The 24600-nt window shown below is 69.1% G+C and carries 15 protein-coding genes; 8 read left to right on the plus strand and 7 right to left on the minus strand.

Annotated features, from left to right (window positions below; genetic code table 11):
- The first annotated feature begins 59 nt into the window (after positions 1-59).
- Positions 60-3071: a LuxR C-terminal-related transcriptional regulator gene (locus OHA10_RS18065; RefSeq protein WP_371407380.1), complete on the plus strand. Its 3012-nt coding sequence runs from the start codon at positions 60-62 to the stop codon at positions 3069-3071.
- On the opposite strand, the gene OHA10_RS18070 is transcribed toward OHA10_RS18065, so the two are convergent.
- From OHA10_RS18070 to OHA10_RS18080, 3 genes are all read right to left on the minus strand, one after another.
- The gene (locus OHA10_RS18070) at positions 3058-3498 is read right to left on the minus strand and encodes a YdeI/OmpD-associated family protein (RefSeq protein WP_371407381.1); all 441 of its coding nucleotides are present in this window, start codon (positions 3496-3498) and stop codon (positions 3058-3060) included. The two genes, OHA10_RS18065 and OHA10_RS18070, sit on opposite strands and share 14 nt — an antisense overlap.
- 9 nt (positions 3499-3507) lie before the next feature.
- Positions 3508-5202 (minus strand): hypothetical protein, encoded by a 1695-nt coding sequence (locus tag OHA10_RS18075; protein ID WP_371407382.1) that lies wholly within the window; start codon positions 5200-5202, stop codon positions 3508-3510.
- 367 nt (positions 5203-5569) lie between these two features.
- Positions 5570-7705, minus strand: coding sequence for an MMPL family transporter (locus tag OHA10_RS18080; protein ID WP_371407383.1), 2136 nt, complete (start codon positions 7703-7705; stop codon positions 5570-5572).
- Positions 7706-7853: 148 nt separating this feature from the next.
- Between OHA10_RS18080 and OHA10_RS18085 the strand changes: the two genes are divergently transcribed.
- The 6 genes from OHA10_RS18085 to OHA10_RS18110 are packed head-to-tail and all read left to right on the plus strand — an operon-like array spanning position 7854 to position 17441.
- Positions 7854-9239: an MFS transporter gene (locus OHA10_RS18085; RefSeq protein ID WP_371407384.1), complete on the plus strand. Its 1386-nt coding sequence runs from the start codon at positions 7854-7856 to the stop codon at positions 9237-9239.
- Positions 9236-11347 carry a molybdopterin oxidoreductase family protein gene (locus tag OHA10_RS18090; RefSeq protein ID WP_371407385.1) on the plus strand — a complete coding sequence of 704 codons (2112 nt, stop codon included), beginning with the start codon at positions 9236-9238 and terminating at the stop codon, positions 11345-11347. Before OHA10_RS18085 ends, OHA10_RS18090 begins: the two co-directional genes overlap by 4 nt.
- Positions 11344-15330, plus strand: a complete 3987-nt coding sequence (gene nirB, locus OHA10_RS18095; protein ID WP_371407386.1) for a nitrite reductase large subunit NirB — start codon at positions 11344-11346, stop codon at positions 15328-15330. The genes OHA10_RS18090 and nirB overlap by 4 nt, the downstream gene beginning before the upstream one ends.
- Entirely contained in the window at positions 15327-15644 is a 318-nt protein-coding gene (nirD, locus tag OHA10_RS18100) for a nitrite reductase small subunit NirD (protein WP_371407387.1), read from the plus strand. The genes nirB and nirD overlap by 4 nt, the downstream gene beginning before the upstream one ends.
- Positions 15637-16761: a uroporphyrinogen-III synthase gene (locus tag OHA10_RS18105; RefSeq protein ID WP_371407388.1), complete on the plus strand. Its 1125-nt coding sequence runs from the start codon at positions 15637-15639 to the stop codon at positions 16759-16761. Before nirD ends, OHA10_RS18105 begins: the two co-directional genes overlap by 8 nt.
- A complete protein-coding gene (locus OHA10_RS18110; protein ID WP_371407389.1) occupies positions 16758-17441 on the plus strand; it encodes a sirohydrochlorin chelatase in 684 nt (227 codons plus the stop codon). The genes OHA10_RS18105 and OHA10_RS18110 overlap by 4 nt, the downstream gene beginning before the upstream one ends.
- Here OHA10_RS18110 and OHA10_RS18115 read toward each other — a convergent pair.
- From OHA10_RS18115 to OHA10_RS18130, 4 genes are all read right to left on the minus strand, one after another.
- Positions 17424-19160 (minus strand): SulP family inorganic anion transporter, encoded by a 1737-nt coding sequence (locus tag OHA10_RS18115; RefSeq protein ID WP_371407390.1) that lies wholly within the window; start codon positions 19158-19160, stop codon positions 17424-17426. The two genes, OHA10_RS18110 and OHA10_RS18115, sit on opposite strands and share 18 nt — an antisense overlap.
- Before the next feature lie 8 nt (positions 19161-19168).
- Positions 19169-20101, minus strand: coding sequence for a PPK2 family polyphosphate kinase (locus OHA10_RS18120; RefSeq protein WP_371407391.1), 933 nt, complete (start codon positions 20099-20101; stop codon positions 19169-19171).
- On the minus strand, positions 20098-22899 hold the full coding sequence (locus tag OHA10_RS18125) for a cation-translocating P-type ATPase (protein ID WP_371407392.1): 2802 nt from the start codon (positions 22897-22899) through the stop codon (positions 20098-20100). Before OHA10_RS18125 ends, OHA10_RS18120 begins: the two co-directional genes overlap by 4 nt.
- Positions 22900-22976: 77 nt before the next feature.
- Complete coding sequence (locus tag OHA10_RS18130) at positions 22977-23363, minus strand: MerR family DNA-binding transcriptional regulator (protein ID WP_371407393.1); 387 nt, start codon at positions 23361-23363, stop codon at positions 22977-22979.
- A 68-nt stretch (positions 23364-23431) separates the two neighbouring features.
- On the opposite strand from OHA10_RS18130, the gene OHA10_RS18135 reads away from it, so the two are divergent.
- A complete protein-coding gene (locus OHA10_RS18135; protein ID WP_371407394.1) occupies positions 23432-24595 on the plus strand; it encodes an acyl-CoA dehydrogenase family protein in 1164 nt (387 codons plus the stop codon).
- Positions 24596-24600 lie beyond the last annotated feature (5 nt).

Here is a 24600-nt window from a genome sequence, read left to right on the forward strand (position 1 = left end):
GGGTAGCGAATACTGTCGACCACGGCGACCCGACACAGTCGGATGGCAGACTGACCGGCATGGGTGGGGTGACAGTTCTTGCCGCGTCGTACGCCGGTGCCGCCAGCGCGCCTGCGTACGCACGCCTGGCCGGGCTGGCTGCGGAGTTGCCGGGGGAACTGCTGGTACGACGAGACGGCGGCTGGCCCGTTCTCGTGTACGAGGACGCCGCCGATGCGATCGCTGCGGCTGTGGAGCTTCGGGCCGCCGCCGCGCTCGTGCCGGCGGGAGAGTTGCTCCGAATCGCTCTGCACACTGCGCTCAGCGTGACCCCTGCCGTGCGCCACGCCGAGCAACTGCTCGCGATCGCGAATCCCGGGCAGACGTTGCTCACAGCAACAACAGCTGCCGGGTCGGCGGACGACGCCGGCCTCGTCGATCTCGGCGTACACCGGCTGCGCGACCTTGGTTCGGCCGAGCGGATCCTCGAGCTGACCGCGACGAGGGAGCCGCTGCGCTCGCTCGACCAGGTGCCGAACAACCTTCCGGTGATGTTCACCAGCTTCGTCGGCCGGCAGACCCAGGTCGCCGCGCTCCGTACGCAACTGTCCGGCAGCAGGCTCGTCACGCTCACCGGCCCGGGCGGCAGCGGCAAGACCCGGTTGGCCGCGCAGACCGCAGCCGAGCTGGCCGAACGCTGGCCGGATGGCGTCTGGTGGGTCGACCTGTCCACGGTCACCGACGATGGGCAGATCCCGGAGGTGGTCGCGGCTGCGATCGGTCTGCTCGTGGAGTCCGGCGATCGTCTGCTGCTCGGCCAGTTGCGGACCAAGCGGGCGTTGATCTGTCTGGACAATTGCGAGCAGATCGTCGACGGGGTTGCGGAGTTCGTCCTCGCGCTGCACACCAACTGCCCGGAGATCTCGGTCCTCGCGACCAGCCGGGAGCCGCTGGATCTGCCCGGTGAGGCGATCTGGCGGGTGCCCGCGCTGGCGCCCGACGAAGCGCGGGCGCTGTTCGTCGAGCGCGCCGGGACGGAGTTCCCGGAGTCGGAGCAGGCAATCCGGTCAATCTGCCTGCGGCTCGACGGCATCCCGTTGGCCCTGGAACTGGCCGCTGGCCGGGTCCGCACACTCACCCCTGAGCAGATCGAAGCAGGCCTGGAGGACCGGTTCGGCCTGCTGACGAAGAACGTTCGAGGAGTCGCGGCGCGGCAGCAGACTCTCGCCGCGTCGATCGACTGGAGCTATGACCTGCTGGAGGAGGACGAGCGACGGGTTTTCCGGAAGCTGGCGGTCTTCGCGGGCGGGTTCACGCTGGATGCGGCGGCCTCGGTGTGCGACGTCGTACTCGATGACTTTGCGCGGCTTGTCGACAAATCGCTCGTGGTGGCAGAGGACGGACGGTATCGGCTGCTGGAGACGATCCGCGAGTACGCCGCCGCGCGTCTGGCCGAGGCCGGTGAGGCGGACGAGACCCGCTCCCGTCACCTCGAGTACTACCTGACCGTGGCCGAGACCGCAGAACCCTTGCTGGACGTGGATCGGGAAGCCTGGCGGGCGCGGATCGAGCCTGATCGGGAGAACCATCGGGCCGCCCTCGAGTACGGACTACGCGCGGACGCTCCGGAACGCGGTCGCCGGCTGGCCGCCGCCCTGCGCTGGTTGTGGAACCTGCAGGCGACGGGCAACGAAGGTATCGGCTACCTGCGCCAGGCGATCGAGCTCGCGCCGGAGGACCGGTCGTTGCTCCAGGCCCGCTTGCTCTACGGATATGCGACCGTCGCCGACACGGTCGATCCGTTCGGGTACGACGCGGCTGGGCGTGGGCTGGCGCTTGCTACCGAGCTGGGTAACGATCGGCTGCGGTCGCTCTTCCTGGCACTGGTGGCGGTCGGCGAGTTCTTCACGGACTTCCAGAAGGCTTGGGATCTGACGGCCGAGGGAGTGCGGCTGGCGGGGGACAACAAGGCGGCGCGGAACGCGAACATTGCCTTGCAGTGCGTCCTGCTGTCCTTGTGGGATCGGCACGACGAACTTCGGCCGCTGCTTGATCTGGCGGCTGACGGCCTGATCAGCAGCGGTGAAAGGGGGATCGCGTCGACGGTGTTGACGGTGTGGTCCGAGAGCCTGATGTCGACGGGCGAACCGTTGAAGGCCGTCGAGCTCGGCGAGCGGGCGCTTGCGGCGGCCGAACCGCTGGCCGACTTCCACCGGGTCGGGACCGCGCGAGGCCAGCTGGCGACGCTGCTGGTGCGGACCGGTCGGCTGGAGGAGGCGCGTGAGTTGATGCGGCCGTTGCTCGAGTTGGCCGAGACGGCGGGTGCCGTCGTACCCAATCTCGGGCAGGTGATGGGGCTGATCTCGTATTGGAGCGGCGAGTACGACGCTGCCGTGGAGTGGACGGCTCGTGAGGTTGCGGTCGACGGTCCGCTGGCGGAGACGTTCGTACCTGCGATGTTGTTGCCGAGCGTTGCGGCTGCGATGCGGGCCGTCGGTCGGGATGCGGGTGAGGTGCTCGAGCGTGCCGTCGCACTGGCTCGCCGCTACAACCTGCCGCGTTTGCTCGCCGACGCCCTGGACCAGCAGGGCCGTATGGCGATCGATGCGCAGCCGGACAAGGCTGCGGACCTGCTGCATCAGGCGTTGACGATCCGCGTCGACCACGGACTTCGCACGTACATCATCGAGAGCCTCGAATCCCTTGCGCTGTTGGCAAACCACACCAACCGCCCCGCCGATGGCGTCCGCCTGGCCACCGCCGCTGCCGCCGCCCGCACCGAGCTCGGCCTGGCCACGCCACCGGACCACCCAGACTTGCCCACCTCGGACGACCCGCCGCTGTCGTTGGACGAGGCCGTCGCCTACGCCCGACGTACCCGCGGAGCTCGCGGTCGCCCGTCCTCGGGCTGGGCCAGCCTCACGCCCACCGAGCTACAGGTGGTCGACCTCGCCGTCGAAGGCCTCAGCAACCCGGAGATCGGCGAACGTCTCTTCATGAGCCGCGGCACGGTCAAGACCCACCTGGCCCACGTCTACGCCAAACTCGGCGTCTCCAACCGCACCGAGCTGGCTTCGCTCAAGAAGGCCTGAGCATCTCCAGCGCCTTCCCGATCCGCCGCTGACGCGTCTCGGGCTTCTTCGCGTCGTTGATCGCCTGCACATGCTCGCGCCGATGACTGTAGGCAAGCTTGTCGAACGCCTCCCGCAACCCCGCCTCGTCCAGCGCCGCCGCAAGATCCTCCGGCACCTCAACCGTCCGCTCAGCCGTATCCCGCTCCACCGTCACGGTCACCGCATCCCCGTCCCCCTTCCCCAACTCACTCCGGATCCCCTTGAGAATCCCGAGCGCCATACACCCACCCATCGAGGCAATCGACCCCCGATAAGCAACTCCGTCGAACGTCGCCCGCACGGGAATCCGTCCACCCCCACCCAGCGCGGCGATGACCTCCCCAGGCACCTCGACCCAGGCCCCGCCCCCGTCGTTGACCACGATCGTCCCCTCGAAGGTCTCCATACCGCCACGTTACAAAGCGCGCTCGACGGGGTCGACCCGGTGTGTGCCGGTGGGATCGACCTGGAAGGTGAAGCCATGGGGAGTCCTCCATTCGAGAGTCTTGTGGTTGATACGGCGGACAGTCCATCCGCGGGCGTGGGTTTTGACTCGGTGGGCGTAGCGGCTGAGTGGGGCGAGGTTGTGGGTGTTGGTTTGGCCGGTGGGGCCGGTGGGGTTGTAGGGCTGGATGTGGTCGAGGTCGATGGTGTGGTGGGTTTCGCGGGTGCCGTAGGGGAACAGTTCGACGGGGTAGGTGAGTCGGATGCGTTCGCGGATCCGGGTGGGGATCTCGTAGGCGTCGGCGCTGACGGTGTCGTTGAGGTCGATGACGGGTTTGACGGTGTATGGCGTGTGGCCGACGAGTTCGGTGAGTTGGTCGGCGAGCAGCGGGCCGATTCCTTCGGCGCGCAGTACACCGTTGCTGGTGGCGAGGGTGTGGTCGGTGAGGTGGACGAAGATCTCGGTGTGCCCGGGACGTGCCTGTCCCGCCGAGGTCGTGGGGTTGGTGTAGGCGGTCTGTTTGATCTGGGCCAGGCGTGCGTCGAGTGCCCGTTGGGCCGCGGGGTCCATGGGGTGGCCTGGATCGGGTTGTGTCCGTGGTCCTGGGACGTAGCTGATGGCCCGGCTGTCGAAGGAGTCAGCCGGTAGATCGGGTTCCCGCGGCTCGGAGCCGTCCACGAACGGATCGCGCGGCGGCTCGAGTTGATCGCCTGACGGGCAGAGGCCGCTGTGGTCCGACCCGTCACTGGCCCCGGCGCTGGCCCCGTCACTGGCGCTGGCGCTCACGCCGGTCGTCCGGTTGACGGCTCGATGGCAGGCTCGATGGTCGGCTCGATGGTCGGCACCTTCAGCTGGGGTGGTGGTGTCTGTTGGGTGTGCGGGGGTTGGGTGGTTGCGGGCTTGGGTGAGGAGTTCTTGGGTGTAGCGGGGGTCGGCGATGATGCCGATGGCGTCGGCGCGGCGGTGTTGGAGGTGGCGGGTGTCGCCGAAGGTTTTGAGAGCGTCGGCGATGGCGGCGATGGTGGCGTCGTGGCGGATGACCGCGGCGGCCGGAGCCTTGGCGTAGATGGTTTTGTTGCCGTGGTCGTCGCTGCGGCCGACGAAGACGCCGCGCTCGTCGGCGGCTTCGGCGGCCTCGGCGCGGGCGAGGTCGGGATCGGCGTGGAGTTTGGCGGCGCGGATGATCTTGTCCAGCCGGTACGGCGTGATCGAGTCGATCAGCGGCGCGATGCGTCGGTCGACGTACGCGGCGGCTTCCTGGGACAGTTTCACGCACGCGGATGCGAGTTGGCGGGCCTTCCACGGGGTGGCGTCACCGGCTTGTACGCGGGCCCAGGTGAACGGGAACCGGTGCCGTAGCGCCAACGCCTCGCCGATGAACCGCGCGGCCACCATCGGTGAGATCCCGAGCACGACACCGAACTCGGCGATCGCGAACTCCGCGATCTCCGGACAGCCCTCACCACCCAGCACCACCGCCCGCTCCCGCCCGTCACACGAGCGGCGACCAGGCCGGACGCCGCAGCTGGACGGGTGGAACCGGTCGGCGTAGATCTGCGCATGCTCCAGCAGCCGCGCGTCGGCCCGGTTGGCCGCCACACGATGCTCGACGGCCGACTCCAACAGGTCGGCCGTCGCGAGCTCATCCAGATCCGTCTCGAACATGTGTTCGATTCTAGCTGCAAGATGTCGAGTCGCCAAATCGATGATGCTCGAAAGCCCTTATTTGTAAGACGAACGCGGCGTCGCGCTCACAGACGACGCGTGCCAAGGATCGCATGTCGGATTGACTCGACGCGGTGCGCGCCTGGTGAGCGTCGGAGAGGAGGTATGACACCTTGTAGTCGCGTGCGATGTACCGGGCGGGGTTTGACACCGGCCACGACTTCGGGCGCCAGCGCGTCGCCGCCGTCTGCGCAGCGGTATCAGATGGTCGCTGAATTGAAGGATGCCGCGGTGGCGACAGGCTTGCTGTGTTCGGCTTGGACCCTCGCCAGGGTGAGGTGAGGTTGTCGGCCGACGTGAGCCTCGATCAATCCTTTTCTTCTTTTACCTTGGCCAGTTTGCTGGGCCACCAGACGCGGGGGCCGATGTCGTGGGCGAGGGAGGGGACGAGGAGGGAGCGGACGACTGTGGTGTCGAGGAGGACGCCGAAGGCGACCATGAAGGCTATTTGGGCGAGGAAGAGGATGGGGAGGACGGCCAGGGCGGAGAAGGTGGCGGCCAGGACGACGCCTGCTGAGGTGATGACGCCGCCGGTGACGGCCAGGCCTACGAGGATGCCGGGTCTGGTGCCGTGTTCCTGGGATTCCTCGCGGACCCGGGTCATCAGGAAGATCGAGTAGTCGATGCCTAGGGCAACCAGGAAGACGAAGGCGTAGAGCGGGATGCCGGGGTCGGCGCCGGGGAAGTCGAAGACGTGGTTGAACATCAGCGCACTCACCCCCAGCGTGGCGCCGAACGACAGCACGTTGGCGATCACCAGCAGAACGGCGGCGACGAGCGACCGCAGCAACAGCATCAGTACGACGAAGATCACCGCGAGGATCGTCGGGATGATCACCTTCAAATCTCGTTGCGCGGCGTCGAGCACGTCGAGGTTGATCGCCGTGTTGCCGCCCACCAGGATGTCCGGACTGACCGCGTCCAGTGACGACCGCAGATGCTTGACGACCTTCGTCGCCTCCGGTGAATCGGCCGGCACCTTGAGCGTGGCCTGCACCAGCACCTTGCCGTCGACGACCTTCGGCGGTACGCCGGGAGCGACCGAGGCGGATGCCGCGCCGATACCGTCGACCTTCAACGCGGTCTGTACGACCTGGTCCGCCTGCGCGACCGGGGTGAGGATCTGCACCGGCGTACCGGCGCCGGCGTCGAAGTGCTTGCCCAGCTCCTGCTGTCCGGTGACCGACTCCACCTTGTTCAGGAACAGGTCCTCCTGCGAGGTCCCGCTCGCCTTGAACGTCGGGAGGAACGCCGCGCACGCCAGCAACCCCAGCGCGCTGATCACCCAGACCCGGCGGGAGTGCCGGCCGACCAGCCCGGAGATGCGACCCCAGAGGCGCTTTCCGCCGACCTGGTCGCGGGAGTGGACGTGGTCGACGCGCGGGATCGACGGCCAGAAGATCCGCCGGCCGAAGGCGAGCAGGATCGCCGGCAGGAACGTCATCGCCGCGATGAACGCGCCGGCGATCCCGAAGGCGCCGACCGGGCCGAGACCCTTCGTGCTGCCGAGTTGGGAGAGCAGCAGGCAGAGCAGACCGAGGATGACCGTGGCCGCGCTGGCCGCGATCGGTTCGATCGAAGCGCGCCACGCGACCCGCATCGCCTCGAACTTGCTTTCGTAGTCGTGCAACTCCTCTTTATAACGAGAGACGAGTAGCAACGAGTAGTCGGTCGAGGCCCCGACGACGAGGATGAACAGGATCCCCTGGCTCTGACCGTTCAGTTGGAGTACGCCGTTCTTCGCGAGCGGGTACACCACCAGCGCGGCGAGCGCGAGGCCGAAGATCGCGGTCAGCAGGACCGCGATCGGCAGGATCGGGCTGCGGTACACGATCAGCAGGATCACGAACACGACCGCCAGCGCGACCCCGAGCAGGATCCCGTCGATCCCGCTGAACGCGACCACGAAGTCCGCGAACACCCCGCCCGGACCGGTGACGTAGACCTGCAGCCCGGTCGGTGTGAGGTTCTGCTTGATATCGGTCCGCAGCGTGTCGGCGACCGCGAACAGCACAGTGGTGCCTTGCTTGACCACCTCGTCGGCGCGGTCGCCGTTCGTCTGGATCGTGATCAGCAGCGCCTGGTGATCCGCAGACGGGATCGGGGCCGCGATCGGAGCGGACAGGTACGAACCCAGCTTCTTCCCGTCGCCGATGTCGAGGCCGGGGATCCGGGCGATGAAGGCCTTGGCCGCCTCCAGGTCCGCCGGGGTGATACCGGATTCACGCTCGATCAGCACGAAGTACGGCAGCGCCTTGGAGTCGACGAACTTGGCCGACTCGTTGGCCACCAACGTCGACTCGGCCTGCTTCGGGAGGAAGTTTGCGTTGTCGTTCTGCTGGACCTCGCTCAGTTTCCCCACCGCCGGCCCGCCCAGGGCGCCCAGCACCAGCCAGCCGATCAGTACTGCGGCAATGGCCGCCCGCCACGTCCACCGGTTCACGCTGGGCAGCGTACCTGCGACCTCTCACCACCGGGCAGTGGGTGTGCGGGAGCCGTTTCGGCGGCGTAACAACAAGATGACTACGCGGAAACACCCCGGTCATAACGTCCAGGCCTAATCGATGAGGTCGGATGATCGGAGACTTGCGATGACGCTCGAGGCAGGACCGCAGACCGTCACCACTACAGACGCCCAGGGCACCGTGGGCACCGTGGGCACCGTGGGGACCGTCGAGGCGCCACGGCGCGGACGCTGGATCGACGTCTGGGATCCCGAGGACGCCACGTTCTGGGCCGGGAAGGGCCGTGCGATCGCGCGGCGCAACCTCTGGCCCTCGATCTTCGCCGAGTTCCTCGGCTTCTCCGTCTGGCAGCTGTGGAGCATCGTCGTGGTGTCGATGCCCAAGGCCGGATTCGGCTACGACACCAACCAGCTGTTCTGGCTGGTCGCGCTGCCGAGCCTGGTCGGCGCGACGCTGCGGTTGCCGTACACGTTCGCCGTGCCGCGGTTCGGCGGGCGGAACTGGACAGTGTTCTCCGCACTGCTCCTGCTCGTCCCGACCGCGGGCCTGGCGTACTTCATGACCAGGCCGGACACGCCGTTCTGGCTGATGGCCCTGGTCGCGGCGACGGCCGGCGTCGGCGGCGGCAACTTCGCGAGCAGCATGACCAACATCTCGTTCTTCTACCCGGAGAAGGAGAAGGGCTTCGCGCTCGGCATCAACGCGGCCGGCGGCAACCTCGGCGTCGCCGTCGTACAGCTCGTGGTGCCGATCGTGATCGTCGCCGGCGCCGGCCTGTCGCTGAACCGGGCCGGCCTGATGTGGCTGCCGCTGATCGTGCTGGCCGCGTTCTGGGCCTGGAAGGTGATGGCCAACCTGTCGGTGGCGAACTCCTCGTTCCGTACGTCGATCGCCGCCGCGAAGCGCCCGCACACCTGGGTGATCTCGTTCCTGTACATCGGTACCTTCGGGTCGTTCATCGGCTTCGGGGCCGCGTTCCCGCTGCTGATCAAGACCACGTTCCCGGACATCACGCCGGCGCACTTCGCGTTCCTCGGCGCGCTGGTCGGGTCGGTCGCGCGGCCGTTCGGCGGCAAGCTGTCCGACCGGGTCGGCGGGGCGTGGATCACGGTCTGCTCGTTCGTGGTGATGGGGCTCGGCATCCTCGCCGCGATCGTGTCGCTGAATTCCGGGAGCTTCGCGGCGTTCCTGATCAGCTTCCTGGTCCTGTTCGTGGCCAGCGGTGCGGCCAACGGGTCGACGTACCGGATGATCCCTGCGGTGTTCCGGCTGACCACGCCGAACGACCTGGGCCGGGCACGGCGCGAGGCGGCGGCCTGCATCGGCATCGCGTCGGCGGTCGGTGCGTACGGCGGGTTCCTGGTGCCGCGCGGGTTCGCGATGTCGACGAGCCACTTCGGATCGCTGATCCCGGCGCTGTACGTGTTCTGCGGGTTCTACGTGCTGTGCCTCGCGGTGACGTACTTCTGCTACCTCCGCAAGGGCGGCCCGCTCAGCCAGGAGCGCGTGTGAGCTCCACTCCGACTCACTGTCCGTACTGCGCTCTGCAGTGCGCCACCACGCTGCACCCGGTCGCGCGACCGGGTGCCGTGGAGGTGCGGCCGCGCGACTTCCCCACCAACAAGGGCGGGCTCTGTCGCAAGGGCTGGACGGCTCCCGACGTACTCACGGTGCCGGATCGGCTCACCACGCCGCTGATTCGTAACGCCGCGGGTGAGCTGGTGGAGACGAGTTGGGATACGGCGCTGGACTTCGTTGCCTCGCGCATCCAGTCGGTGCAGGAGGCACACGGCCGGGACGCGGTGGCGGTGTTCGGCGGCGGCGGGCTGACGAACGAGAAGGCGTACGCGCTCGGGAAGTTCGCCCGGGTGGCGTTGAAGACGGCGAACGTGGACTACAACGGCCGGTTCTGTATGTCGTCGGCGGCAGCCGCGACGAACCGGGCGTTCGGGATCGATCGGGGACTGCCGTTCCCGTTGGCGGATCTGGGCGGTGCCGGAGCGATCCTGTTGGTGGGCAGCAACATCGCGGAGACGATGCCGCCGGCGGTCGCGCATCTGCACGGTGCCAGGGACGCGGGTCGGCTTCTGGTCGTCGACCCGCGTCGCTCCGCCACCGCCGCGCTGACCGACGACGGCGGCATCCACCTCCAACCCACACCTGGCACTGACCTCGCATTGGTGCTCGCTCTGACTCACGTGGTCCTGCAGGAGGGCCTTGCAGACACCGCATTCCTCGCCGAGCGGGTTGATGACCCCGACCTGCTGATTCGTTCCACAGCGTCCTGGTGGCCGGAGCGGGCCGAGCGGGTGACCGGCGTACCGGCTGCGACGATCCGCCGGGCCGCACGGGAGCTGGCGGCTGCTGCTCCGGTGCATGGCGGCGCCGGGGCGTTCATCCTGACGGGCCGTGGGGCTGAGCAACACAGCAAGGGCACCGACACGGTGACGGCCTGTATCAACCTGGCGTTGGCGCTCGGGCTGCCCGGTCGGTTGGGCAGCGGATACGGGTGCATCACGGGCCAGGGAAACGGGCAGGGCGGTCGGGAGCACGGGCAGAAGGCGGATCAGTTGCCTGGTTACCGGAGCATCTCCGACCCGGCGGCTCGTGCGCATCTGATGCGTGTCTGGGGTGTGGATGACCTGCCCGGCCCCGGGAAGAGTGCGGTCGAGCTGATCAATTCGTTGGGTACGGCGGGTGGTCCCAAGGCGTTGATGGTGCACGGGAGCAATCTGCTGGTGTCGGCGCCGCACCTGTCGTCCGTGCGTGAGCGGCTTGCTTCGTTGGACTTGCTGGTGGTCGCCGACGTGGTGCCGTCCGAGACTGCGCTGCTCGCGGATGTGGTGTTTCCGGTGACGCAGTGGGCCGAAGAGGACGGAACGATGACGTCGCTCGAGGGCCGTGTCCTCCGGCGGCGGGCCGCTGTGGCGCCGCCGGGTGAGGTGCGGAGCGATCTCGCGGTGTTCGCCGGTCTGGCGGAAAGGCTTGGCAGTGAGGGTTTTTCGACTGATCCGGGCGAGGTCTTCGAGGAGCTTCGGCGGGCGAGTGCGGGTGGGCGGGCCGATTACTCCGGGATCACGTGGGAGCGGCTCGATGCCGGGGAGGCGTTGTTCTGGCCGGTGCCTGGCGAAGGGCATCCCGGTACGCCGCGGTTGTTCGCGGACGGGTTCCCGACGGCTGGTGGGCGGGCGCACGTGGTGGCTGTCGATCATCGGCCGGTGGCCGACGATCTGAACGCGGGCGCGCCGATCTACCTGGTGACCGGGCGGTTGTTGCAGCACTACCAGAGCGGTGCGCAGACGCGGCGGGTGCCGGAGTTGGCTGACGCGGAGCCGGAGGTGTTCGCGGAGATTCATCCGCGGGTCGCCGCGCAGTTGGGGATCGGTGACGGGCGTCCGGTGCGGTTGCGTACGGCGCGTGGGTCGATGGTGCTGCCGGCGCGGGTGACGACCGACGTACGGCCGGACACGGTGTTCGTCCCGTTCCATTTCGGTGGGGTCGAGGCGGTCAACGAGCTGACGAACGATGCGCTCGATCCGGTGTCGGGGATGCCTGAGTTCAAGGCGTGTGCTGTTGAGGTCACTGCTGCGGCTGTTCCGGCAGCGGGGGTGTCGGCATGAGAGTCGTGATCATCGGCGGCGGGATGGCCGGGCGACGGTTGGCCGAACTACTGCCGTACGACGTGACGGTGCTCGGCGACGAACCGTCGTACAACCGAAGCCGCTTGACCGAGTACGTCGCCGGCCGCGCCGAACCGCTGATGGGGGATGAGCAGACGGCCACCGCGGTCGCCGTCGATCGCGATCGCCGCGTGGTGACCGATGCCGCCGGACGCGAGTGGCCGTACGACCACCTGGTCCTCGCAACCGGCGCGGCTCCGGTGGTGCCGGAGGCGGTCGCATCCACGGTGGAGCCGATCGCGCCTGGGGCGGTCACGTCCGGGGCCCGTCTCCTCCGTTCGGTTGGTGATGCGCGGGCGGTGGTGGAGGCGGCGGGTTCGGTGCGGCGGGCCGTTGTGCTGGGTGGTGGCGTGCTCGGTGTCGAGACTGCTTGTGCGCTGCGGGAGCGCGGGGTCGCGGTGACGCTTGTGCACGACGGCGAAACCCTGCTGGACAAGACGATCCGGCCGGCGGCGGCGCGGCGGATCACCCGAGCGGTGCGGCGACTGGGTGTCGAAGTACTGCTCAACACGACAGTCGACGGGACAGACGTCCGGGACGGTCGCTTCCGGGCGTTGAACCTGCGCAGCGGTCGGCAGGTCTTCGGCGAGCTGCTGGTAGTCGCGTGCGGCGTACAACCACGCACCGAGCTGGCAACCGGCCTCGCAGCCCGCACCGGCATCGTCGTCGACCACACCCTCACAAGCCCCGACGACCCGAACATCCACGCGATCGGCGACTGCGCCGAGGTCGAAGGCCGCACGACGGGAACGGTCGCGTCCGCATGGGCACACGCCGAGCTTCTCGCCGGCCACCTGAGCGCCGCCCAGTCATCCATCCCGCCCGCCCCGGGCGGCGGGGTGGTGGAAGCCGGGCCTGCCGCGTCTCCGTACTCACTCCGGCTCGGGCCTGAGGTTGTGCGGGTGACAGCGGGTGGGCTTGACGTGCTTGTGCTGGGCGACAAGGACGAAGCCGGCGAGGTGGTGCGGCTGGAGGACGGGTCGCGGTACGTGCGCGCCGTCCTGCGGGACGGCGTGGTGCGGTCGGCGGTGGTGGTGGGGGCGCCGGAGGTGGCGGCGGAGCTGGTGTTGCTGGCGGATCGGGGGACGCCCGTCGTTGCGGACGGGTTGCTGACGGCGACCGAAGTACCGACGAAGCGGGTGCCGACGGTATGTCGGTGTAACGGCGTTACCAGGGCCGCGATCGAGGCGGCCTGGCGTGGGGGTGCCGACAGTGTCGACGGCATCGCCGCCACGACGCGGGCGACGACCGGGTGCGGCAGTTGCACCGGCGCCGTCGGCGAACTGCTCGACCGCTTCCGGCGCGGCGAGACCGAACCAGTCCCGAGCAGGAGGGCGACGATGGCAGAGCTGAAGAAGGCCAAGCACGTTGTGGTGGTCGGCGGTGGCATGGTCGCCCACCGGCTGGTCGAGGCGTTGCGGCAACGCGACACCGACATCACCTATCGGATCACCGTGTTCGCCGAGGAACCGCGGCTGCCGTACGACCGCGTCGCGCTGACCAGCTACTTCTCCGGCCGCGATCCGCAGGACCTCTCGCTCGGCGACCCCGACCTCTGGGACGACCCGGCGGTCAACCTCCGCAAGGGCGTCCAGGTCACCTCGATCGACACGACGGCGAAGACCGTGACGACCGCACGCGGCGAGCAGGTCGGGTACGACGAACTCGTCCTGGCGACCGGCTCGGCGGCGTTCATCCCGCCTGTGAAGAACAACGACGCGCAAGGCTGCTTCGTCTACCGGACCATCGACGACGTCGCCGCGCTGCGCGTGTACGTCGAACGCCTGAAGGCCGAAGGCAAACAGGTCAACGGTGTCGTCGTCGGCGGCGGTCTGCTCGGACTCGAGGCGGCCGGTGCCCTGCGGGCGCTGGATGCGACCACGAAGGTCGTCGAGTTCGCGCCGCGGTTGATGCCGTTGCAGGTCGACGAGGGCGGCGGTTCCGCCCTGTCCCGGCTGATCGAAGGGCTCGACGTCGAAGTACTGACCGCGACGCAGTGTCAGCGCGTCAAGCTCACGTCGCAAGGAGCGGCCCGCGCAATGGCCGTTGCCGACGGCCCCGATCTCCCGGCCGACGTGGTGGTGTTCGCGACCGGCGTCCGTCCGCGCGACGAACTCGGCCGCGAAGCCGGCCTGGAGATCGGCGAGCGCGGCGGTGTGGTCGTGGACGATGCCTGCCGTACGTCGGTGCCCGGCGTCTGGGCGATCGGCGAAGTCGCCTGTATCGAAGGCCGTGTCTGGGGATTGATTGCCCCCGGCTACACCATGGCCGAGATCGTTGCCGACCGCCTACTGGGTGGCGAGGCAACGTTCCCCGGTGCGGACACGTCGACCAAGCTGAAGCTGCTCGGCGTCGACGTCGCGAGCTTCGGCGACGCGTTCGGCGCGACCGAGGGCGCATTGGACATCGTGTACGCCGACCCGGTGGCCGGTGTCTACAAGAAGCTCGTGCTGTCCGACGACGCCCGTACCCTGCTCGGCGGCATCCTGGTCGGCGACGCGTCGGCGTACTCCGGACTCCGCCCGATGGTCGGACGCGAACTCGGCGCCGACCCGGCCGCGTTCCTGCTGCCCGAGGGTGCCGGACCGGTGCAGCTCGAGCTGCCGGACGACGCGCCGGTGTGCTCGTGCAACAACGTGTCGGCGGGCACGATCCGCTGCGCCGTACGCGACGAAGGCTGCGGCGATATCAAGTCGGTCTGCGGGAAGACCAAGGCGGGCACCAGTTGTGGTTCGTGCCTGCCGGTCGTGAAGAACCTGCTCAACGCCGAGCTGACCAAGGCCGGGGTCGAGGTCAGCAAGGCACTGTGCGAGCACTTCGCGCTGAGCCGGGCGGAGCTGTTCGACGTCGTCCGGATCACGGAGCTGCGGACGTTCAGCGAGATCGTCGAGCGCCACGGCACCGGGCGTGGTTGTGACATCTGCAAGCCCGTGGTGGCGTCGATCCTGGCCAGCCTGGACCCGGCCGGTCACGTCCTCGACGGCGAGCGCGCGACGCTGCAGGACACGAACGACCACGTGATGGCCAACATGCAGAAGGACGGCACGTACTCCGTCGTACCGCGCATCCCCGGCGGCGAGATCACGCCGGAGGGGCTGATCACGATCGGCGAGGTGGCGCGCGACTTCGGGCTGTACACGAAGATCACCGGCGGCCAGCGGGTCGACCTGTTCGGTGCGCGGATCGAGCAGCTGCCGGCGATCTGGAAGCGGTTGGTCGACGCCGGCTTCGAGTCGGGGCATGCGTACGGCAAGGCGCTCCGGACGGTGAAGTCGTGCGTCGGGTCCACCTGGTGCAGGTACGGCGTACAGGACTCGGTCGGGATGGCGATCGCGCTGGAGCTGCGGTACCGCGGGCTGCGGTCGCCGCACAAGCTCAAGCTCGGTGTGTCCGGATGCGCGCGCGAGTGCGCGGAGGCCCGCGGCAAGGACGTCGGCGTGATCGCGACCGAGAAGGGCTGGAACCTGTACGTCGGCGGCAACGGCGGGATGACGCCGCGGCACGCCGAGCTGCTCGCATCCGATCTGACCGATGAAGAGCTGTTCCGGACCATCGACCGCTTCCTCATGTACTACATCCGGACCGGGGACCGGCTACAGCGGACGGCGGTCTGGATGCGGGAGCTCGAGGGCGGCCTCGACCACGTGCGGGACGTCGTACTGAACGACAGCCTCGGCATCGCCGCCGACCTGGACGCCGCGATGGCCCGCCATGTCGACTCCTACGTCGACGAGTGGCAGGCGACGCTGAACGATCCGCAGAAGCTGGCCCGGTTCGTGTCGTTCGTGAACGCGCCGGACCAGCCCGACGCCGACCTGCGCTACGTGGTCGAGCGCAGCCAGCCGCGCCCGGCCAGCCCGGCCGAACGCGGTCAGCTGGAGCCGGTCCTGCTGGCCGGCCCCCGATTGGAGGTACGCCGATGATGGTCTGTGAGTACGACGTCCTGCTGCCCGAGCGCGGTGTCGCGGCGCTGCTGGGGGATGTGCAGATCGCGTTGTTCCGCACCCACGACGGCGAGGTGTTTGCCCTCGGCAACCAGGATCCGTTCAGCGGTGCGAACGTGATCTCCCGCGGCATCGTCGGCAGCCGCGGCGACGTACCGACGGTCGCGTCGCCGATGTTCAAGCAGGTCTTCGACCTGCGGACCGGCGCCTGCCTGGACGATCCGGAGGTTTCGCTGCCGGTGTACGCCGTTCAAGTGGTCGATGGGCAGGTTGTGGTGAGCACCGGTGACTAGGACCGGGCCGCTGAGCGGCTGCACGATCGCGATCACCGCGCACCGGCGCGCGGAGGATCTGGTCGCGTCGTTCGAGCGGCGGGGCGCGAAGGTGCTGCACGCGCCGACGCTGCAGATCGTGCCGGTGGCCGACGACCACGCGCTGATCGAGGCGACCCGGCGGGTGATCGCGAACCCGCCGGACGATGTCGTGGTGACGACCGCGGTCGGTTTCCGCGGCTGGGTCGAGGCGGCCGACACCGCCGGGCTGGCCGCAGACCTGTTGGGCACGCTGGAGCAGTCACGGCTCCTGGCCCGCGGCCCGAAGGCGCGCGGCGCGATCCGGGCGGCCGGGTTGGTCGAGCACTGGTCGGCGCGGTCGGAGACGACGGCCGAGGTGGTCGAGTGGTTGCGTACGCAGGGCGTGCACGGGCGGAAGATCGTCGTACAGCTGCATGGTTTGTCGGACCCGTCGTTGCAGGACGCGTTGCGTACGGCGGGAGCGTCGGTGCGCGGGCTGGAGGTGTACCGCTGGGGGCCGGCGCCCGACCCGGCTGTCGTCGAGCGGATGATCTCGCAGATCTGCGCGGGGACGGTGGATGCCGTCGTGCACACCTCGGCGCCGGGTGCGCAGGCGATGCTCGACGCGGCGGCGTTGGCCGGGCAGTACGACGCGTTGGTGTCGGCCCTGCGGACAGGGCGCGTGCTGAACGCCTGCGTCGGGCCTATCACCGCGGGCCCATTCGTCGCGCTCGGTCTCGAGCCGCTCGTCCCGGATCGCTTCCGGCTGGGTGCGTTGATCCGGATCGTCACTGATCGGCTGACCGATGACAACGCTCGCACGATCGAGACGGAGTTCGGGCTGCTGGTGATTCGTGGTGGAGCGGCGGTGCTGGACGGGGTCGTGCTCCCGCTCGGGCCGGGGCCGCGCGCCGTACTCGCGGCGTTGGTTGCTGCCGGCGGTGACGTGGTCTCACGACCGGAACTGCTGGCCGTCCTGCCCGGTGCGGAAGACGTGCATGCAGTAGAAGTCACCGTCAACCGGCTACGAACCGCGGTCGGCCGGCCCGAACTGGTCCGCACGGTCGTCCGCCGCGGCTACCGCCTGGCTGTCGAACCCGCGGGTGTCCCGACATGACCGATCTCGTCGCAGTCGCCCACGGCACAGCGGATCCGGCGGGGATCGCCGTGGTTCACGAGTTGGTGCGCGAGCTGGCGCGCCGGCGTCCGGAGCTGCCGGTCTCGTTGGGTTTCGTCGACCTCCTGACGCCGGCCCTTCCCGATCTCGCGCGCCGGGTGGCGACCGATGCCGACGAAGCCGTCATGGTCCCGCTCCTGCTCAGCTCCGGCTACCACGTGTACGTCGACATCGCTGCCGAAGCCTCCCGTCGGCCCCACAAGCTCCGTGCGGCCGCGGCCCTCGGGCCCGACCCGGTCCTCGCGGACATCCTGGCCGACCGCCTCGGCGACCTGTCCCGCGTCGACCAGGTCGTCCTCGCCGCAGCGGGCTCGTCCGACTCCCGAGCGCTGATGGATTGTGCGGAGACCGCCGACCTGCTGGCCCGGCGCGTCGACCGGCCAGTTGCCGTCGGCTACCTTTCCGGCGCCGGCGAACGCCTGCCGTCCGTCCTCTCCCGGGTCCGGGGTCGCGTCGCGGTGGCGACGTACCTGCTGGCTCCTGGGTTCTTCGCGAACCGGGTCCGGCGGCTGGCCGGCTCGCGTTTCGTCAGTCCGCCGCTCGGCGCGGATCCCCGGCTGGCCGAGCTTGCCCTGCAGCGCTACGACGCCGCCGTCCGGCCGTCAGCCATCGCCGTCTGACGGCCGGACCGGGGCGCGCCAGGTCGCTCCGGTCTGCCGCACGTACTCCGCGACGGCCTCGTCCACGGTCGGCAGGAAGTGCCGCGGGTCGATCGTGCGGGTCAGCTCGTACCGCTCGATCTTCTCGCGGACCGGATCCTTCATCTCCGCGAAGACCAGCGAGATGCCGCGCTCGTTGAGCCACTCGTCCAGCTCCTGCAGCATGTCGGAGGCTGTCGTGTCGACGTCGGTGATCGGCTCGGCGGCCACGATGATCCACTGCAGGCCCGGATCTTCCTCGGCCAGCTCCCGCACCTTGTCACCGAACATCCGCGCGTTCGCGAAGATCAGCGGCGCGTCGAACCGGTAGACGACCAGACCGGGCAGCAGGTCGGCGTCGGGGTAGCTCTCGGTGTCGTGCAGACCCGGGATCCCCGCCACCCGGCCGAGCTCGGTCTCGTGCGGCCACCAGGTCCGGCGGAAGACGTTCAGGATCGACAGCGCGATGGCGATCAGGATGCCGGGCAGTACGCCGAGCAACGCCACGCCGAGCAGTGCGGCGATGGACAACCAGAACTCGGTCTTGCGTTGCTTCCACAGCCGTCGGGTCCCGGCGATGTCGGCCAGTGAGAGTGCGGCCGCGATGACGATCGCGCCCAGCGTCGGCTGCGGCACGTACTGCATCACGCCGGTGGCGAACAGCAGTACCGCGGTGATCGTCGCGGCACCGACGACACCTGTCACCTGGGACTTCGAGCCGGCTTGCTCGGCGACGGCGGTGCGCGATCCGCTGGTGCTGACCGGGAAACCCTGGAAGAGCCCGGCCGCGAGGTTGGCGGTGCCGATGCCGATCATCTCCTGGTTCCCGCGCACCCGCTCGCCGCGGCGGGCAGCGAACGCCGACGCCGTGGACATCGTGTCCGCGAGCGCGACGACGGCGATGGCCAGCGCACCGACGAACAGCGGAGGTACGTCGTCCCAGGCGACGTGCGGGACGGTGAACGGCGGGAATCCCTCGGGGAGGACGCCGACCGTGTCGACACCGTGCGACTGCAGGTCGAACGCGCCGACCACGACGGCAGCCAGCACCACCACGATCAGGACGCTCGGCAGCTTGGGCAGGAACCGGTTCAGCAGCACGATGCCGGCCAGTGAAAGCACCCCGATGATCGCGGCCGTGGTGTTCGCCTCCCCGTCCGCGAGCCCCGACACGAACGCTTTCAGCTCTGCCAGCAATCCGTCGGCATCGATCGAGAACCCGAACAACTTGGCAAGTTGACCGACCACGATGGTCAGCGCGAGCCCGTTCAGGTAGCCGATCTGGGTCGGCTTCGACAGCAGATCCGCGACGAACCCGAAGCGGGCCAGCCCCGCGACCACCATCACCACACCGACCATCAGCGCCAGCATCGAAGCGAGTGCGATCGCCCGGGCCGGATCGCCGTTCGCCAGCAGGAGTGGAGCGAGCGTCGCCGCGATCATCGGTCCGAGTGACGAGTCCGGACCGAGCACCAGCACCTTGGACGGTCCGAAAACGGCATAGCCGAGCAGGCACAGGATCGACGTGTAGAGACCGGTCACCGGCGGCAGCCCGGCCAGCTGGGCGTACGCCATCCCTTGCGGTACCAGCAGCGCCGACAGGACCAGGCCGGCGACGACGTCCTTGGGCAACCACGATCGCTGGTACGACCCGGCCAGCTCGGCTCCGGGGACGTATGCCCGCCACCCCGACGATTCCATGTCGCGACCTAGCCGGCTTCGAACGGGTCGGGCGCCGCCCCCTCCGGCGACTGGGCCTCGAGGGTCTTCTTGATGTCCATGAGGGCGTTGTGCGCGCCCTTGTCGATCGTCGGGAACTGCGGATCGATCTCCATCAGCGCGTTCGCGATCACCGCGGCCGCGGCGATCCGGGCGTACCACTTGCGGTCGGCGGGAATCACGTACCACGGCGCCCATTCGGTGCTGGTGTTCGACAGCATCTTCGAGAACGCCCGCTGGTAGTCGTCCCAGTACTCGCGTTCGCGGACGTCGGCCGAGGAGAACTTCCAGTTGTGGTCGGCCAGGTCGATCCGCCGCAGGAAACGGGTCCGCTGCTCCTCGTTGGACAGGTTCAGGAAGAGTTTGACGATCTTGGTGCCGTTGCGGCTGAGGGTTCGCTCCCACTCGTTGATCTCGTGGTACCGCCGTCGCCACATCCCCTTGCCCCGGGCGCTGTGCGGGAGATTCTGACGCTCCAGGAGTTCAGGGTGCACGCGGACGACGAGCACTTCCTCGTAGTGCGAGCGGTTGAAGATGGTGATCGCACCGCGCCGGGGGAGCTGTTGCTGGTAGCGCCACAGGTAGTCGTGATCCAGCTCCACGCTCGACGGCACCTTGAAGCCGTGCACGTCCACGCCTTGCGGATTGACGCCGGTCATCACGTGCCGGATGGTGCCGTCCTTCCCGCCGGCGTCGAGCGCCTGGAGCACCACCAGGACGCCGTGGCTGTGCTGCGCGTACAGCCGGGTCTGGTACTCGGCCAGCATGTCGATGCCCTCGGCCAGCAACTGGCGGCCTTTCTTCTTCTTCCGCACGGTGCCCCGGTACGCCGGGTCGAAGTCCTCGGACAGCTCGACCTTCGACCCCGGCTCGACCCGGAATGCCTCGATGAAGTCGGCGATTCGTTCCTCGCGAGATGTCATGCGTTCCCCCTGACCTCGGATCGGGCACGTTGCGGCGCGACGGCGTACTCGGGGCTCAGCGTCGCCGGCCGCGGGTGGCGACGCCTCCTGACCGCCTTGGCCACCTCGACGACGATCGGGAGGATCGCCGCCAGTCCCGCGCAGACGAGCCATTCGCGCGGACTCAGCGATCGGGTGAGCAGCCCGTTCTGCAGTGTCGGCAGCTGGGTGCCCAGGAACAGCAGCACGAAGGACGCCAGTCCGATCGCCACTGCCTTGACGATCGGCGCGCTCAGGCCGCTGGCCGGGTCACGCCGGTTGACCAGCGCGTTGAAGATCGTCCCCAGACCCATCACGGCGAACGTCATCGTCATCGACGTACTGGCGTGGTCGGGGCTCGGATCGTCCGGTCCCGCGACCAGGGGTCCGAGCGCGGCCAGGAACAGCACGAGCGCGTAGCCGATCCACGTCATCACCGCGCCCCGGTTCGTGATCGGTACGCCGGGATCTCGCGGCGGCCGGTGCATCACGTCGGGATCGCCGGGGTCGACGGCGATGATCACGACGCCGGTCGCGGTGGCGACGAACAGCAGGTACAGCACCATGGAAGGCGTCATCGCAACGCCCTCGTTGATGCCGAACACCGAGGCGGCCAGGAACAGCAGGACCAGCGACAACAGTTGCGTCATCTGGTACCGCACGTACGACACGACCTTGTCGTAGACGCGCCGGCCGATCTCGACGGCGTGCACGAGCGTGCCGAAGTTGTCGTCGGTGAGCACCATCCGCGCGGCCTGCTTGGTGACCTCGCTCCCGGTGCCCATCGCCACCCCGATGTCGGCCTGCTTCAACGCCGCCGCGTCGTTGACCGCGTCACCGGTCATCGCCACGATCAGGCCCAGCTCCTGCATGGTCCGGGCGAGCCGCAACTTGTCCTGCGGCGTGACCCGCCCGAACACGTGCAGCTCGGGCAACCGCCGCTTCAGCTCCTCGTCACTGAGCGCCTTCAGCTCCGTGCCACTGACCGCTCCGGGACCGAGCCCCAGTTCGCCGCCGATCGCCTGCGCGGTGATCGCGTGGTCACCGGTGATCATCCGTACGTCGATGCCGGCCGTGAGCGCCGTCCGGACCGCATCCCTGGCCTCGGCCCGGAGCGGGTCGATGATGCCGGCCAGCCCGACGAATGCCAGGTCCTGGGTCAGGGCCATCGGATCGCCGGTCATCGTCGCCTGCTCGTCGTCGGCGATCAGGCGGGCGGCGAACGCGAGCACCCGCAGGCCCTTCTGTCCCATCCTCAGGTTGGCGTCGTCGATGGCCGCGCGCGCCTCCGCGATCGGAACCTGCGAGCCGCTGAGCGGGCCGCCCGCCTGGGTGCAGCGTGCGACGACCACGTCCGGCGCGCCTTTGACCAGCTCGATCAGGTGCTCGACGCCGTCGACGGTCGCCCGATGGAACGTCGCCATGAACTTGTACTCGGAATCGAACGGGACCTCGGCCAGCCGCGGGTACGCCTGCCGGGTCTGGTCGGCGTCGATGCCGAGCTTCGCCGCCAGCACCACCAGTGCCGCCTCGGTCGGGTCGCCGATCACCGACCCGTCGTCGCCCACCACCGCGTCGCTGTCGAGCGCCAGGCCGAGGCCGAGGCGGCTGAAGTCCGGTACCGGCGTACCGGCCTTCGAGCGGATCGCGCCGCTCTTGCGGTAGCCCTCTCCGTCGACGGTGAACCAGGACCCGCTCGCGTACAGCGTGGAGACCATCATCTGGTTCAGCGTCAGCGTCCCGGTCTTGTCGGTGTTGATCGCGCTGGTGGCGCCGAGGGTCTCGACGTCGGTCAGGTTCTTCACCACCGCCTTGGCCGCGGCCAGCTCCTTCGCGCCCAGCGAGAGCAGGCCGGAGACGAAGGCCGGCATACCGGTCGGGATCGCCGAGATCGCCATCGCGGTCCCGAGCAGCAGCAGGTCCTTGGCCGGAAGCCCACGGATCAGGCCGGCGATCACGATGATCGCGACGGCGCCCCAGGCGATGATGCCGAGGACCTTCGTCAACGAGTCGAGCTCCCGCTGCAGCGGCGACCGGGTGCGCTTCACCGAGGTGAGCATCGTCGCGATCTGGCCCATCTGGGTCTGCATCCCGGTCGCGGTGACCAGGATCGTGCCGGTGCCCCGGGTCACCGAGGTGTTCTGGAACAGCATGTCGGTCTGGTCACCCAGCGCGACGTCGCCGGCGGCTAGCGCGCCGGCGTCCTTGGCGACCGGCGCGCTCTCCCCGGTGAGCGCGGCCTCCTGCGCCTCCAGCGTCGCCGACCGGACGATGCGCCCGTCGGCCGGCACGATGTCGCCCGCCTCGACCTCGACGAGATCGCCCGGGACCACCTGGGTGGCCGGGATCATCGCCACTTCGCCGTCGCGGACCACCCGGGCCTGCGGGACCTGCATCTTGGACAGCGCGTCCACGCTGGCCCGTGCGGTCAGCTCCTGCCGGGTGCCCAGGCCGATGTTCAGCAGGATCAGCAGGGCGACCAGGATCGCGGTGGAGATCTCGGCGATCAGCAGGCTGACCACCACGACGGCGATCAGCATCAGGTTCATCGGGTCGCGGACCTGCGCGAACGCGACGGCCCACATCGACGGCGGCTTCTCGGCCGCGATCTCGTTCGGCCCGTACGACGAGAGCCGGCTCGCCGCCTCGGACCCGGACAGCCCGGCGGTGGCGTCGGACCCGGCCGCGGTGACGACCTCGTCCGCCCCGAGCGAGTACGGCGGTGACTCGGTGCCGGCCGCCCCGGTCGATGATCGCGCAGTCATCCTGGTCTCGCTCACGACCATCCCCCTCCGCCTCGTGGAGGTCACGCTAGTCCGGGGATCGCCTCGCGCTCATCGTCCGTGCGGGAGGAGATTCAGCGGGTGCGCAGCGCCTCCAGGTCGGCCCGGCAGCGGGCTTCCACCTCGGCCAGATCCTCGAGCGTCTCCTCGATGTCCCGGCGGCGTTGCTCCAGCTCGGTCCGGCGGTGGGTGATCTGGTCCAGCAGGTAGACGAGCTGGCCCTCCTCGCCGGGCTCGGCGTCGTACATGTCGACGATCTTGGCGATCTCGTCGAGGGAGAAGCCCAGGCGTTTGCCGCGCAGGATCAGGCCCAGGCGGACCTTGTCGCGCGGGTGGTAGACCCGGGCGGTGCCGCGGCGTTCGGGCGTGAGCAGGCCGCGGTCCTCGTAGAAGCGGATCGTTCGGAGCGTGACGTCGTACTCGTGGGCGAGCTCGGCGATCGACCAGGTCTCAGCGGACACCTGGCTATTGTGCATGCTGCCCAGCGTGCTTTACGTTTACGTAAGCGTCAAGCACGAAGGGGTACCGCATGTTCGAGCTGTCCGAGGAACACCGGGAGTTCCGCCAGAGCGTCCGCGACTTCGCGGAGGCGGAGATCGCGCCGCACGCGGCCGAGTGGGACCGCAAGCACTACTTCCCGGTGGAGGTCGTGCAGAAGATGGGGCGGCTCGGCCTGTTCGGGCTGACCGCGCCGGAGGAGTACGGCGGCGCCGGCGGCGACTTCACCAGCTTGTGCGTGGCGATCGAGGAGATCTCCCGGGTCGACCAGTCGATGGGCATCACGCTCGAGGCCGCGGTCGGGCTCGGGATCAACCCGATCCTGACCTACGGCACCGACGAGCAGAAGGCGACGTGGCTGCCCGACCTGGTCGCCGGCCAGAAGCTGGCCGGGTTCGGCCTGACCGAGCCGGAGTCGGGTTCGGACGCCGGCGCGACCAAGACCCGTGCGGTCCTCGACGGCGGCGAGTGGGTCATCGACGGCTCGAAGCAGTTCATCACCAACTCCGGCTCGTCGATCACCTCGTGCGTGACGGTCACCGCGCGGACCGGTGAGCGCGCGGACGGCAGGCCGGAGATCTCCACGATCATCGTCCCGAGCGGTACGCCGGGCTTCGTGGCGGAGGCGGCGTACGACAAGCTCGGCTGGCACGCGAGCGACACGCATCCGCTGGCGCTGAGCGGCGTACGCGTCCCGGAGGCCAACCTGCTCGGTCAGCGCGGCAAGGGCTTCGCGCAGTTCCTCGCCACGCTCGACGACGGGCGGGTCGCGATCGCGGCGGTCGCGCTCGGCTGCATCCGCGCGTGCCTGGAGATGTCGGTGCAGTACGCCGGTGAGCGGCAGACCTTCGGCGGGCCGATCGGGCGCAAGCAGGGCGTCGCGTTCCAGATCGCCGACCTCAAGGTGATGGCCGACGCGGCCGAGCTGCTCGTCTACCGCGCCGCCGCGTTGAAGGACTCCGGCGCGTCCGTCGCCGACTTCAAGCAGGCGGCGTCCGTCGCCAAGCTGTACGCGACCGAGTCGGCGGTGACCGCTACCAGGATCGCCACCCAGGTCTTCGGCGGTTACGGCTTCATGGAGGAGTACCCGGTCACCCGCTTCTACCGCGACGCCAAGATCCTCGAGATCGGTGAGGGTACGTCGGAGGTACAGCGGATGCTGATTGCCCGGAGCCTCGGGCTGCCGGTGGAATGATGCAT

The organism is Kribbella sp. NBC_00662 (assembly GCF_041430295.1).
Taxonomy (GTDB): domain Bacteria; phylum Actinomycetota; class Actinomycetes; order Propionibacteriales; family Kribbellaceae; genus Kribbella.

Bases quoted from the DNA above. Each gene is read 5' to 3' on its own strand.
- OHA10_RS18070 (WP_371407381.1), bottom strand. From the start codon at position 3,498: ATGGAGACCTTCGAGGGGACGATCGTGGTCAACGACGGGGGCGGGGCC.
- OHA10_RS18120 (WP_371407391.1), bottom strand. From the start codon at position 20,101: ATGACATCTCGCGAGGAACGAATCGCCGACTTCATCGAGGCATTCCGG.
- OHA10_RS18085 (WP_371407384.1), top strand. From the start codon at position 7,854: ATGACGCTCGAGGCAGGACCGCAGACCGTCACCACTACAGACGCCCAG.
- OHA10_RS18065 (WP_371407380.1), top strand. From the start codon at position 60: ATGGGTGGGGTGACAGTTCTTGCCGCGTCGTACGCCGGTGCCGCCAGC.
- OHA10_RS18135 (WP_371407394.1), top strand. From the start codon at position 23,432: ATGTTCGAGCTGTCCGAGGAACACCGGGAGTTCCGCCAGAGCGTCCGC.
- OHA10_RS18110 (WP_371407389.1), top strand. From the start codon at position 16,758: ATGACCGATCTCGTCGCAGTCGCCCACGGCACAGCGGATCCGGCGGGG.
- OHA10_RS18115 (WP_371407390.1), bottom strand. From the start codon at position 19,160: ATGGAATCGTCGGGGTGGCGGGCATACGTCCCCGGAGCCGAGCTGGCC.
- OHA10_RS18075 (WP_371407382.1), bottom strand. From the start codon at position 5,202: ATGTTCGAGACGGATCTGGATGAGCTCGCGACGGCCGACCTGTTGGAG.
- nirD (WP_371407387.1), top strand. From the start codon at position 15,327: ATGATGGTCTGTGAGTACGACGTCCTGCTGCCCGAGCGCGGTGTCGCG.
- nirB (WP_371407386.1), top strand. From the start codon at position 11,344: ATGAGAGTCGTGATCATCGGCGGCGGGATGGCCGGGCGACGGTTGGCC.